The organism is Ornithinibacillus scapharcae TW25 (genome assembly GCF_000190475.1).
In the GTDB taxonomy this organism is placed as follows: domain Bacteria; phylum Bacillota; class Bacilli; order Bacillales; family Amphibacillaceae; genus Ornithinibacillus; species Ornithinibacillus scapharcae.
The window spans coordinates 21,838-34,723 of sequence record NZ_AEWH01000021.1 but is presented as its reverse complement, the minus strand read 5'-3'; the positions used below and the strand labels follow the sequence as shown (position 1 = coordinate 34,723).

The 12,886-nt window shown below is 36.3% G+C and carries 16 protein-coding genes and 1 riboswitch; of the genes, 11 read left to right on the top strand and 5 right to left on the bottom strand.

Annotated features, from left to right (window positions below):
• Positions 1-6 precede the first annotated feature (6 nt).
• The 5 genes from G5W_RS0105940 (at position 7) to G5W_RS23520 (ending at position 5,715) form a co-directional block, all read left to right on the top strand.
• The gene (locus G5W_RS0105940) at positions 7-1,089 is read left to right on the top strand and encodes an HD-GYP domain-containing protein (protein WP_010095041.1); all 1,083 of its coding nucleotides are present in this window, start codon (positions 7-9) and stop codon (positions 1,087-1,089) included.
• Between the two features lie 70 nt (positions 1,090-1,159).
• Positions 1,160-1,945 (top strand): sporulation protein YunB, encoded by a 786-nt coding sequence (yunB, locus tag G5W_RS0105935; protein WP_010095040.1) that lies wholly within the window; start codon positions 1,160-1,162, stop codon positions 1,943-1,945.
• 44 nt (positions 1,946-1,989) lie between these two features.
• Positions 1,990-2,164, top strand: a riboswitch (Lysine riboswitch).
• A 139-nt stretch (positions 2,165-2,303) separates the two neighbouring features.
• Positions 2,304-3,842 (top strand): Na+/H+ antiporter NhaC family protein, encoded by a 1,539-nt coding sequence (locus G5W_RS0105930; protein ID WP_029191029.1) that lies wholly within the window; start codon positions 2,304-2,306, stop codon positions 3,840-3,842.
• 240 nt (positions 3,843-4,082) lie between these two features.
• Positions 4,083-5,615, top strand: a complete 1,533-nt coding sequence (locus G5W_RS0105925; protein ID WP_010095038.1) for a sodium-dependent transporter — start codon at positions 4,083-4,085, stop codon at positions 5,613-5,615.
• Between the two features lies 1 nt (position 5,616).
• Positions 5,617-5,715, top strand: a complete 99-nt coding sequence (locus G5W_RS23520) for a MetS family NSS transporter small subunit (RefSeq protein ID WP_010095036.1) — start codon at positions 5,617-5,619, stop codon at positions 5,713-5,715.
• A 49-nt stretch (positions 5,716-5,764) separates the two neighbouring features.
• Here the strand turns inward: G5W_RS23520 and G5W_RS0105915 are convergent, their stop codons facing one another.
• Together G5W_RS0105915 and G5W_RS0105910 are read right to left on the bottom strand one after the other, a co-directional pair.
• A complete protein-coding gene (locus G5W_RS0105915; RefSeq protein ID WP_010095035.1) occupies positions 5,765-6,727 on the bottom strand; it encodes a M23 family metallopeptidase in 963 nt (320 codons plus the stop codon).
• Between the two features lie 45 nt (positions 6,728-6,772).
• On the bottom strand, positions 6,773-7,339 hold the full coding sequence (locus tag G5W_RS0105910) for a YhcN/YlaJ family sporulation lipoprotein (protein WP_010095034.1): 567 nt from the start codon (positions 7,337-7,339) through the stop codon (positions 6,773-6,775).
• Positions 7,340-7,479: 140 nt separating this feature from the next.
• On the opposite strand from G5W_RS0105910, the gene G5W_RS0105905 reads away from it, so the two are divergent.
• Positions 7,480-7,752 carry a YutD family protein gene (locus G5W_RS0105905; protein ID WP_010095033.1) on the top strand — a complete coding sequence of 91 codons (273 nt, stop codon included), beginning with the start codon at positions 7,480-7,482 and terminating at the stop codon, positions 7,750-7,752.
• A 52-nt stretch (positions 7,753-7,804) separates the two neighbouring features.
• Here the strand turns inward: G5W_RS0105905 and G5W_RS0105900 are convergent, their stop codons facing one another.
• On the bottom strand, positions 7,805-8,086 hold the full coding sequence (locus tag G5W_RS0105900; RefSeq protein WP_010095032.1) for a hypothetical protein: 282 nt from the start codon (positions 8,084-8,086) through the stop codon (positions 7,805-7,807).
• Positions 8,087-8,237: 151 nt separating this feature from the next.
• Between G5W_RS0105900 and hepT the strand changes: the two genes are divergently transcribed.
• Positions 8,238-8,675 carry a type VII toxin-antitoxin system HepT family RNase toxin gene (gene hepT / locus G5W_RS0105895; protein ID WP_010095030.1) on the top strand — a complete coding sequence of 146 codons (438 nt, stop codon included), beginning with the start codon at positions 8,238-8,240 and terminating at the stop codon, positions 8,673-8,675.
• An 11-nt stretch (positions 8,676-8,686) separates the two neighbouring features.
• Positions 8,687-9,457, top strand: a complete 771-nt coding sequence (locus G5W_RS0105890) for a TIGR01457 family HAD-type hydrolase (RefSeq protein WP_010095028.1) — start codon at positions 8,687-8,689, stop codon at positions 9,455-9,457.
• A gap of 70 nt (positions 9,458-9,527) precedes the next feature.
• On the opposite strand, the gene G5W_RS0105885 is transcribed toward G5W_RS0105890, so the two are convergent.
• Positions 9,528-10,034: a phosphatidylglycerophosphatase A family protein gene (locus tag G5W_RS0105885; RefSeq protein WP_010095026.1), complete on the bottom strand. Its 507-nt coding sequence runs from the start codon at positions 10,032-10,034 to the stop codon at positions 9,528-9,530.
• Between the two features lie 85 nt (positions 10,035-10,119).
• Between G5W_RS0105885 and G5W_RS20560 the strand changes: the two genes are divergently transcribed.
• Together G5W_RS20560 and G5W_RS0105875 are read left to right on the top strand one after the other, a co-directional pair.
• Positions 10,120-11,097, top strand: coding sequence for a protein kinase family protein (locus G5W_RS20560; protein WP_010095025.1), 978 nt, complete (start codon positions 10,120-10,122; stop codon positions 11,095-11,097).
• 112 nt (positions 11,098-11,209) lie between these two features.
• Positions 11,210-12,082, top strand: coding sequence for an AraC family transcriptional regulator (locus G5W_RS0105875; protein WP_010095024.1), 873 nt, complete (start codon positions 11,210-11,212; stop codon positions 12,080-12,082).
• 84 nt (positions 12,083-12,166) lie between these two features.
• Here G5W_RS0105875 and G5W_RS0105870 read toward each other — a convergent pair whose 3' ends face one another.
• Positions 12,167-12,391, bottom strand: a complete 225-nt coding sequence (locus G5W_RS0105870; RefSeq protein WP_010095023.1) for a NifU family protein — start codon at positions 12,389-12,391, stop codon at positions 12,167-12,169.
• Between the two features lie 155 nt (positions 12,392-12,546).
• On the opposite strand from G5W_RS0105870, the gene G5W_RS0105865 reads away from it, so the two are divergent.
• A complete protein-coding gene (locus G5W_RS0105865) occupies positions 12,547-12,885 on the top strand; it encodes a YuzD family protein (protein WP_010095022.1) in 339 nt (112 codons plus the stop codon).
• The last annotated feature ends 1 nt before the right edge of the window (position 12,886 follow it).

Sequence of the window (12,886 nt, the reverse complement as noted above, 5' to 3'; positions counted from 1 at the left end):
TACATAATGAGATTAGTTGCTACAACCTCTATTAAACCCGGAGAGATACTGGGACAATCCATCTTTCGTGATAATGGAACAGTTTTGCTTCATAGTGGAGTTGCCTTATCAGAAAGATTAATTGAAAGATTAGAGGAAAGAGGAATAACTTATGTATACATACAGGATGAATTAACAAAGGATATAGAAATCAAACCTGCTATTTCAGAACGGTTGAGGCAGGAAGCTACTTCATCCATGAAGGAAATTTTTACGAAGATTCGTAAAGAAAAATTACTAACAAAATCATTTGCCTTAGATGACCATGGTAAACAGATAACCGATATCATTACAAAAATCATGGATGAATTGAACGACCATGAAGAAACGATAAATCTCCTAACAGACATATATTTAACTGATAACTATATCTTTCAGCATTCATTAAATGTAACCATTTATGCCCTAGCAATTGGTGCCAATTTGAAACTAAATGCGAGCGAGTTAACCGAATTAGGTAAAGGTGCTCTTTTACATGATATTGGGAAAGTTTTTATTGATCCCGAAATTTTACAGAAGCCAGATAAATTAACGAATGATGAATATGAAATAATCAAAACACATACTACCCTAGGATATGAATTTCTTCGTAAGAATCATACCATTTCTTCTGTTATTGCTCATTGTGCTTTCCAACATCATGAACGAATTGATGGGACGGGCTATCCTCGTGGGATAAAGGGGGAGGATATCCACTTATATGCGCAAATAATAGGGGTAGCAGATGTATTTGATGCTGTTACAAGTACTCGAGTGTATCGAAAAGCAATGCTTCCTCATGAAGGTTTGGAGCTCTTATACACGAGTGCTATCAATCAATTTGATATCCGAATTGTTGAAGCGTTTAAAAATAGTGTAGCGGTATATCCGAATGGAATAACAGTTAAATTAAATGATAATCGTCTAGGTGTTGTACTGAAGCAAAACAAACATATATGTGATCGTCCGATAATTAGAATTTTAAAAGAAGAGTCGAATGCGATTGAACCATATACGATTGATTTGTCAAAAGAATTGACGATAACCATTACAGAATGTGACCTAGTATAACAGATAAAGTTGCACATTCATGTATACCCTCCTTGGAACAAGCATAGATTGTACTGAGGAGGGTTTTCGTATGCGAAGACGACGAGTGGGATTTATCGGAAGGAGAAAAGCACCTCCATCGAGATATATTTTAATGATATCGTTTATTTTATTTATTGTTATTACATACTTTAGTCTTGAATTTGTTGATGAACGGATTACTCCCACCATCTTGGAAGTTGCTGAGGTCAAGGTGACTGAATTTGCAACGAGAGGGATTAATTCAGCAGTTAAATTTGCCGAAGAATATACCTTTGAAGATGTAGCGAATATTAAAACGAATGAACAAGGCAATATCTCCATTGTTGGATGGAATTCCTCGGTGGTAAATAAAATTAATCGTGCTGCAACCGATCGTGTGGAGGAGTTCTTTCATAATATGAATCGTGGTACTCCACCACAATACAGTGATCCACTTGGGGAACCGGATGTATATGGTGATACAGTTGATGAGCTAGTAGATAGGGATCCTACAGTTATTGAAATCCCTATCGGTCAGGCAACCGGGAATTCAATATTAGCTAACTTGGGTCCTAGGATACCAGTTAATCTAGAGTTGGTTGGAAGTGTTCGGACCGAGTTAATTGAAGAAAAAGAACCAATGCAGATAAATAATGTCTTTGTTTCTATATACGTGCAAGTAGAGGCAGATGTTCAAATCGTCGTTCCCTTTACAACGGATGTTACTACGGTAACAACGAAAATACTAATTGATAAAAATCTAGTAATGGGTGATGTACCTGAATTCTATGGTGGTGGAGAAGGAAAAACACCTAATGTAGCGGTTCCGAAAGATGACTTGCAGGATGAGGAATAATATAGTATAGTAGTGTCATAACTTAATAGTGAACCTTATCAGATCGGTGAGGTAGAGGCGCGAACAAGATGAGTAGTCAATAGGAGGATGACAACTATGATTATTGATGAAAGGCTTGTTTGCCGAAGCGTAATAAGTGTCGAACTTATTATTCGCTGGGGTGTTCTTAAATAAGGAGCACACTGTCATGCGTACGTCGCATGGAGGACTACAGATCGAGATGGAGGATAACGTATACATGAGCAATGGTAGGTTATTTTCTATCATTGCTTTTTTGCGCAGAAAAAAATTGTTTTTTCTAAAAGCGTATCTCCATGCGACGACAGCACAAACTAACAACATCAATGGAGGTAAGTTTATGGAAGGAACAATTTTTTCACTTATTCCGGCAATTATTATGCTTGTATTAGTATTATTAACTAGAAAGGTTCTTCTTTCACTTGGAGTAGGGATCATTGTTGGTGCATTATTAATCCAGGATTTTAATGTTCTTGAAACAGTAAAAGAAATAGGCTCTGTTTTTTTCGGGATTTTTATTTCTGACGGTACCTTCAATACAGGTGATATGCAGTTAATCGGATTCCTTTTATTATTAGGAATCATGACCGCTTTTCTACAAGCTTCTGGAGGCAGTCGTGCTTTTGGAGACTGGATGATTAGTAAAGTGAAAACAAGAAGAGGTGCACAATTAATGGCGCCAATTTTTGGTATCATCATCTTTATTGATGATTACTTTAATGCTTTAGCAGTTGGACAGATTGCACGTCCTATTACAGATCGATATAAAATTTCAAGAGCGAAACTGGCTTATTACATTGATTCATCATCAGCGCCCGTTACAGTAATTTCTCCAGTATCCAGTTGGGGTGCATATTTGATTGCTGTTGTTGCACCGTTAGTAGCTGTGACAGGACTTCAACCGTTAGAAGCGTTCGTTCAAATGATTCCGTACAATCTATATGCACTAGGTGCAATCTTACTTGTGTTCTTGGTTGCCATTTTTGAGATAAACTTTGGTCCGATGAAAAAACATGAAAACCATGCAATTGAAACAGGAGAAGTGATGCCTAGTGACAAAACAGTTCCAGGAGATTTGTCGCAGGCATTTGAACCGAGTAAAAATGGCAGAGTTTACCATTTAATCATACCAATTGTTGTTCTATTAATTGTAACGATAAGTTCAATGCTAATTACCGGTGCCAATGCAAGCGGTGAAAATGTAACGATACTAACCATATTTGAAAACACGAATGTAAACTTTTCATTATTTATAGGTGGACTGGTTGCTGTTTTGGTATCGTTTATTTTATATCTTGTACAAGGAAATAAAAATGCTAAGACAGGGCTTGTGTTGATAGAAGGTATTAAAGCTATGTTGCCAGCTATTTATATTCTATTCTTAGCTTGGATGATAGGTTCTATAATCTCTACTTTACAAACTGGTGAATATTTAGCGAATCTAGTGGAGACAGCGAATATAAACTCTAGTATGTTACCTGTAATCTTCTTTGTTGTTTCCGGATTTATGGCATTAGCAACAGGGACTTCATGGGGAACCTTTGGGATCATGCTACCGATTGCTGCGGAGGTTATGTCGATTGCAGATCCAACGCTTATTATCCCATCACTATCTGCTGTTTTAGCTGGTGCAGTATTTGGGGATCATGTGTCACCGATTTCGGATACAACTGTCTTATCATCAACAGGTGCAGGTGCAAATCATATTGACCACGTTATTACCCAGCTGCCGTATGCAATAATCGTTGCAGTAGCATCGATAGTAGGTTATATGTTAATAGGATTGACTGACTCCTTATTTATTGGCTTATTAGCAACATTGACAATCATTATCGCTACGGCTGTTATCATAAAACTATTGCAAAATAAAACAAACTAATAAATAAAAGGGCTAAATCTCGTAAATGCTTGGTAATTTGTATGAATAAAGCTAAAGAGATAAGGCCCTTTTTATTTTGTTTGTATTTGTGGGAAAATTTAAAAAATACTTTGACATAAGCAAAAAGTACCGTTATAATACAGACAAGTTCAGTAATTTCTGAAAAATTAAAAATCATTATGCTTATTACTAATTAATTACATAAAGTAATAAGGAAAACTACGACGAGGAGGTCTTTTGATGGAAACACGTTCTCAATGGGGAACAAGAGCAGGTTTTATTCTTGCTGCAGTTGGTTCGGCCATCGGATTAGGGAATATTTGGCGATTTCCAACTGTAGCTTATGAAAATGGTGGTGGTGCATTCTTAATTCCTTATTTATTTGCCTTGTTAACAGCAGGTATACCAATTTTGATTTTGGAATTTACGATGGGGCATAAATATCGTGGATCAGCACCATTAACATATCGTAGAATGAATAAAAAGACAGAATTTATTGGTTGGTGGGCTGTCTTGGTAGCCTTTGTTATTTCGACTTATTACTCGGTTATTATTGCCTGGGCAATGTCCTATTCTGTGTTTTCATTTAATTTAAACTGGGGTTCCGATACACAAACATTTTTATTTCAAGATTATCTAAAAGTTGCTGACGCAGGAGAAGTAGGAAGTTTTGTACCTGGTGTATTAATTCCACTAATTCTTGTATGGGTTTTAACTTTAGGTATCCTGTTTAAAGGAGTTAAAAAAGGTATTGAGATTGCAAACCGTATTTTTATTCCGGCATTGGTTATTATTTTTCTTATAATAGTAATACGAGCGATAACTCTACCAGGAGCAATTGAAGGTCTTGAGGCATTCTTTACACCAGATTTTAGTAAGATATTAGACCCTGATGTTTGGGTCGCAGCATATGGACAGATATTCTTTAGTTTATCAATTGCTTTTGCAATTATGATAACCTATTCGAGTTATTTACCAAGAAAATCTGATTTGACGAACAATGCTTTTATCACAGGTTTTGGAAACTCTAGCTTTGAACTCCTAGCTGGTATTGGTGTGTTTGGAGTGCTTGGATTCATGGCAGTTCAATCCGGTGTTGCAGTAGATCAAGTAGTGTCTGATGGGGTTGGTTTAGCATTTATCGTATTCCCAGAAATTATCAATCAATTCCCAGGGTTAAATGCATTATTTGGATTCCTGTTCTTCGCATCTTTGGTATTGGCTGGCTTAACTTCTTTAATGTCAATAACCGAAACATATGTAGCAGGATTAATGGATAAGTTTAAGATATCCCGAACGAAAGCAGTTGCTTTTGGTGGGGGATTAGCAGCAGTAATCTCCCTTTTATTCGCAACTCAAGGGGGACTTAATTTCCTTGACGCCGCTGATTATTTCATCAATCAGTTTGGTGTTGCTTTATTAGGTCTTGTTGAGGTTGTATTAATTGCTTGGATCTTAAGAGAAGTGAAAAATCTTAAAGAGCATGCGAATGAAATATCGGATATTAAACTAGGCGCATGGTGGACAGTTAGTTTAGTTGGTATTACACCAATCGTTCTTGGTTATATGATGTATGGATTACTGAAGCAAAACTTACTTCGACAGTTTGAAACGGATACTGGTAATTACTCGAATTACACAGATTCATTTATCCTATGGGGCGGTTGGTCTGTAGCAATTGGAGCGTTGGTAATCGGTATTCTTATGGCGCTAACGAAATGGAAAAAGTCATCTGTAGTAGAAGAGGAAACATACAAGAAGGAGGCACAATAATATGTGGGTCTTTTTCATGATATTATCAATTGTTATTGTATGGGGAGGATTAGCAGCAAGTATTTGGTGGGCTGTTAAAAAAGCGAAAGAAGCAAGATAATAAAATGGAGACTGTCTATGTTCTTGGACAGTCTCCATTTAACTTGCAATCAATCTTTAGTTTTAGCCATTCTTTCCCACTTCCTCAAATATGGATAAGGATCAAACGACCATTCACTATATCCATTATCCTTGTACATACCATAATGTAAATGAGGAGGAAACTTCCCAGATGTTCCTGGTGGACCGTAACCGGTAGAACCAACACTACCGATAACATCGCCCGGTTGCACGATTTGTCCTACTTTTATCCCTTCAGCGAACCCGCTTAAATGCGCGTAATAATGGTAAATATTAAAGATATCGCGGATGCCGATTCTCCATCCTCCGTAAAGGTTCCAACCTTTTAATTCCACTACACCATATGTTGTGGAATGTACGGGTGTACCATAGTCAGCAAATATATCAGTTCCTTCATGAATTCTATTTCCACCAAAACCTCTTCTGTCTCCCCATGTATTACGGTAACTATAGTTATAGTTAATCGCAACGGGGAAATCACGATTGGTTAGATGAATTCCATTGAACTTTTTAAATACACGGGCAGTGTTCTTAATTGTTTGTACAGTGAGATCTCTTTTGTAATAATTCCATAATGCAATTTTAAAATCTTCTTCTGAATGGCCAAATTGTTTTATATACATTGCCATCGTATATAATACATCTTCACCGTTATTTGGGTCTGCTTGGTCATCACCATTTCCGTCTTTACCTATCCCATCAAATAGTTGAATCGCATGTTTATCAGTGGCGTGATTTCCAGCACCAAACCATAACTCTTGTGGTATTCTTATCGAAATGATTTGGTCGTCCTCAATATCCTTATAGATTTGACGTTCATACTGGTCAACTGCTGCAATGAAATACCATGGTATTTCACTTACAGCTTCCGTTTTTTTGTATAGAGCTATGCGTTCTTCATATATGTTTTTTTCCTCTGCTATGATGACATGACTAGTAAAGAAGATAAGGATAACCGCAAAAAAACAGGAGAATAGATGTTTATATTTCAATTTGTTCACCTCTTTTTCCAAAAGGGAATCGGACTAACGTTTGTGTTAGTCCGCTGCATCCCCTCTATTTTCAACTCCTTGTGGCGATTCTTTCATGCGTGTGATGATCTGGTTTAAAGTATTGTCATAGTCCTTGTCTGCACTTGAAGAGTTATGCAAGCTTTGAATATCCTGTATGAGCATCTCATCATCACTGACATATACATGGTAAAAACCAGGCATTACGGAAACGGCTGTCTTACTTGCTATATCAGCAGCCATGTTTTCGTCTAATTCTTCATCTCGGTCATAGGCAATTAATACCTCTTCATCTGTGACTAAGGTTGCTACTCGGTTAAACCCGTCTGTTCTTAAAATGATTCTGGCAATCATATCAGCCATTTTTGTACGATCAATTGTTCCTTCGTGTTGTGATTCATCACCGTTTAATTGATCTCTCGTGTAATTTACATAACCTAATTTATCATCTAGGTTCGATGTGTTTTGAATTTTATTTTCTCGATTTGGGTCCAGTTCGTCTAACATTTGCTCTCGTTCTCCGGATGAATTTTCATTGGTAGTGCATGCTGCCAGCATGATTCCTAATAATAGGAAGCTTAATAAACGAATCATTTCTATATTCCTCCTAAGTAATTACAATTAGTGTTATTTGTAGTTTGTTGAAAACATAAGAAATCATGCAACAAAAAACAGAATAGCTGACAGTCTGAAAAATGTGGTAAACTATAGACAACGCAAGAGAGGTGAGTTTGTTGATAGAACTATTTGGTAAAAATTACGAGTTAATTGAAAATGTAAAAGATGGCTTTCAACAAAAAGCATTAGAAGATCGGTATTCTGACATTCTAAAGAAATATGACTTCATAGTAGGTGATTGGGGTTACGAACAGTTGAGGCTAAAAGGCTTCTATCATAATCACAACACGAAAGCATCTGAGGACGCTAAAATCAGTGCACTTGATGACTATCTTTATGAGTATTGTAATTTTGGTTGTGCTTATTTTGTTTTGCAAAAGAAAGATTAACCCTTAAACTGCCCCATTTTGTATGAGGCAGTTTTTCTTATCCGTAAATCCCCTATTCTTCCTGTTCAGGATTGATGTCATCTGGATGGTCATGGATGGGATGTGCCCCATCAATTTGTCTTGGTAAATCCTCGTGTAACTCCTTATAAGGATAAACAAATGAACTTAATCTCCTTTGACCTTCTTCCCAAGGCGTTGATTTACTCTCAACGGGATCATTTTTATTTATACTAGAACCAAACGACCCATCAGGAAATTCCTCAGGTATCAAATAGTTCTTTTGGTCACGAACATTAGAGAAGTCAGAATAACGTTTTTTGTCTTTATTTCCCATAAACCTCCACCCTTTCTTATAATTAGCTTTTCCGATACAAGAAAATATTACTATTCCATTTGTTGGTTATATTTTAGAAACCTGGATACTTATTCATTGGTATTTATTTATGCTATGATAAAGGAGTACAAGAAAGTTGGAGGGAATAGGGATGTATTTTGTAGAACGTAAAAAAATAGAAATGACACTGCAATTTATTGAACAGCTTTTAACAGAATATGAAAAGATGACTGTAGAATCTTACCAGGAAAAGTTAGCCTTGGAAAGGCTTGTCCAGTTACTGATAGAGTCTATTATTGATGTTGGAAATATGATGATAGATGGATTTATCATGCGAGATCCGGGTAGCTACGAGGACATCATTGATATTCTAGAAGATGAGAAAGTGATTCCTACCGCAGAGAGTAAACCGTATAAAGCGGTAATTGAGCTACGTAAAATGCTGGTAAAAGATTATTTAGAAATAAACCATGATAAATTATCGGAAGTAATAAATGAAAATTATTCGGTACTAACGCAATTCTCCACTCGTATTCGTGTTTATCTAGACAATGAAATCGGAGTTGCGAACGCTTTTACGAAAGAATAGAGGTAACAGAGTTGAAGAATTATAAAGGCTATTTAATTGATCTAGATGGAACCATGTATCGTGGGAATGAAGTAATCGAACATGCCCCAGTATTTATTCAGGAATTGAATGAGAGAGGAATTCCTTATTTATTTCTTACGAATAACTCCTCCAAAACACAGGAGCAAGTGTCAAAAAAACTAAATGACTTAGGTATTGAATCTAAGCCAGATAACGTATTTAATTCCAGTATGGCTACAGCGAAATATATTAAGGATACTTTTCCTGGATCAACTTGTTATTGTATTGGGGAAGAAGGGCTATTTCGTGCATTGGAACGTGAATCCATCAAAGTAACAGACAGTGAACAATGTGATGTTGTTGTTATTGGGATTGATCGAGATATTACATATGAAAAATTAGTAAAAGCTTGTCTGGCAGTAAGAAATGGAGCTCACTTCATTTCAACAAATAGTGATCATGCTTTACCAACTGAAAGGGGCTTTCTTCCAGGGAATGGTGCGTTAACATCAGTTATCTCTGTTAGCACAGGAGTTAAGCCTCAATTTGTCGGTAAACCGGAGAGCATTATTGTTGAACAAGCGCTTCAAGTCTTAGGGACAGAGAAACAGGACACTATTTTAGTGGGAGATAATTACAATACGGATATTCAGGCAGGTATTCGGGCAGAATTAGATACCTTAATGGTATTTACCGGTGTCACTCCTTTTGAGCAGTATCAATCATTACCAACTAAACCAACCTATTTTGTGCAAAATTTAAGTGAGTGGTTTACAAACTAAGGAAAACCAAAAAACAGTGGGGATTCTTCATCCCACTGTTTTTTACGAATGATATTTAGTCTCTATTTAATTACTCGACATGATCATCTGCAGCAGCATGTGCTAGTCTACTGGAAGCGGCAGCAGCAATTGCTCCAACAATGTCATCAAGAAACGTATGGCACTCACCAGTTGATTTATCATTAAGACGTTGTAATATTCCTGGTTTTTGCTTATCAATATAACCATAATTTGTAAAGCCTATAGATCCATAAACATTCACAATGGCAAAAGCAATAATCTCATCAATCCCATATAAGCCTTCATCGATCTCGATAGTAGATTGCAGTGGTTCTTCTAGCATCTTTTTCTCTGCAAGTTTGTCTAGCTGTATTCCAGTAAGTATCGCATTCTGCACTTCACGTTTTTCTAACACTCGGTTTACATTATATAGGCAGTCGTCCATACTTAGGTCTTCGTGATATTTTGATTGTAAGTAATATACTAACTCTGCTATATCGTTTAATGTAACACCTCTTTCTTCCAATAATTCTCTAGCTTTTTGCTCTAGTTCTTGATTCTTAATTTTTTTCTCCATAATTATTATTGATTCTCCTTTTATAGGTTAAGATTGGTTAAATTTTTCATACATTTATAGTAATGGTGTGTGGGAGGGAATTATGATGAAAGAATTACTTTTAGTCAATTACAATATTCATGCAATAGAACAACTAAGTGTAAACGAACGAACTGGGTATCGGGATAAGAATTACTATTATTTTATCATTTCCTCTGTTGACAAGGAAATGATTCATTTAGAACAAGCAGCACTTGCCTATTATCTTACCGAAAATGGATACTATCATACAGCAATTCCTATACCTACAATTCACAATAAATGGTTTGTAGAAAAAGATAATCAATATTACATGGTCTTACGTGTATCTGATTTGCGGAATGACCAAAAAAGCTCGCACGGAGAAGCATTAGCTGAATTTCATCATGTCAGCGCTACATATAGTTTTGAACCAAAAGAGATATCTAGTTATGGCTTGTGGAAGGAATTGTGGATTCAGAAACTAACCGCATTTGAACAGAAAATAAAGCAAGAAGCATCAGCAAACATGAACCGATATTATCGGCTGCTGGTGGATAGCTTTCCTTATATTATAGGTATTAGTGAAAATGCGATTCAGTACTTGCAAGAAAGTGAGACAGAAAAACGCTACGATCAAAGTGATCAAGGTGTATTTTCGTTTAGAAGGTACAGAGGAAATATGCTTAATCCAATCATATGGATGGATGACCTTGTTTATGATCATCCGACACGCGATATAGCAGAGTTTATTCGGTACCGTTTACTAGATGATACAGTAAGCCAGGAAGAGATAGTAACGTTCTTGCATGACTATCAACGTGAGCGACCTCTATCTATATTTAGCTGGAGACTCCTATATGCCCGTTTAACCTTTCCTATTCATTTATTTGATTTTATGGAAGAGAAATTTCATGGGAATTCTTTTGAACAATACTATGAAGAGTTGAAGAATATGTTACAAAAACAAACCGAATATGAATACCGATTAGGCAACCTATTTCATGATCTGAATGTAGATGTTGAAGAGTTGGCTATCCCGACGATTGAGTGGTTTGTGAAATAATAGTTATTGAGTAAATCTGTTATAGGCTTAATTAATCCGACAATATCGTGCACAAAATGTCGGTCGATACTCTTGTATTTCTGGTATTCTAATCGAGAAAGGAGGTCATGTAATGGATTTGCTTAAAAGTATGAATGAGTCGATGAGATATATCGAGGACAATCTTATTGACCAAATAGACTTTAATGAAGTAGCGAGAATAGCTCAATGCTCTGAATATCATTTTAAAAGAATGTTTTCATTCCTTGCTGGTATACCTTTATCAGAATACATTCGTCGTCGTCGACTAAGCTTGGCAGCATTTGATCTTACCAATAGTAATGTAAAGGTTATCGATATCGCCGTTAAATACGGTTATAATTCACCAGACTCTTTTTCTAGAGCGTTTCAACATTTACATGGTGTAATACCATCTGAGGCAAGAATCAAAGGAAAGCAACTAAAAGCCTTCCCTCCCATGACCTTCCAATTATCAATTAGAGGAGGAAATGAAATGAATTACCGAATAGAACAACAAAAAGCATTTCAGATTGTTGGTTTGATGAAAAGAGTTCCTATTATTTTCGAAGGAGAAAATCCGGAAATTGCAGAAATGTGGAAATCATTTACAATGGAAAAGATAACCCAGTTAAAAGAGCTTTCTAATGTGGAACCGAAAGGAATGATACAAGCATCTGTAAACTTTTCCGATGGACGTATGGATGAAAAAGGAGAGCTTGATCAATTTATAGGAGTGGCAACCACCAATGGATGTCCAGAGGGGTATTCCATGCTGGAAGTTCCTGCATTAACATGGGCGGTATTTGAATCATTTGGACCTTTTCCTGGTACTCTACAAGAAACTTGGGGAAGAATATATTCGGAGTGGTTTCCTTCTTCCAATTATCAATTGACAGAAGGACCAGAAATTCTATCGATTAAATCAAAAGATTTGACCTCACCCGACGTGAAAAGTGAGATTTGGATTCCAGTTGTGAAAGAGTAAAATGGAAAAGAGTACTAGTCTCTATAACGGAGAAGGATGTATAAAAAAAGCAGGCAACTATTCGGTTGCCTGCTTCAGTATATATTAAAATACTTGTTCGATTTCCTTTACTCCTGGTACTTCTGCCATTAATGCACGTTCAATACCAGCTTTTAACGTAATTGTAGAGCTCGGGCAATTACCACATGCACCCATGAGACGAAGAAGTACAATGCCATCATCGTCAACATCAATTAACTCCACATCTCCACCATCTCGAAGTAAAAATGGGCGTAATTTATTTAATACTTCTTGTACCTGTTCACGCATTATCCATCTTCTCCTTTCCTAATATCATTATATAATTGTAAAGGTTAAAAATCTATTGTTATTTGAACGTTAATGTTAGTCAATATTATTTTATCTTTATATAAAGATTTTGTAAAATAAAAGAAACTAGATGTCTAGGGAGAGGGGAGTAAAGGGTGGAAAATAGAGAAGTATTAATTACCGTTTATGGAGCAGAACAAATTTGTGCAAGCTGTGTAGGAGCTCCAGGGTCAAAAGATACGTATGAATGGTTACAAGCAGCAATTGGCCGTAAATACGTGACGGAAAGTATACGCTATGAATATATTGATATAAATGAACCACAAGAAGAGGAAAAACGTCGAGATTTTGTTGAGAAAATCCTTGAAGAGGATTTGTTTTATCCGATTGTTTTTGTAAATGATCAGATGGTAGCGGAAGGAATCCCTCAATTAAAGACAATTTATAAAGCGTTAGACCAGCATGATATTGCGTTACTGGATGCTGAGAAATGAG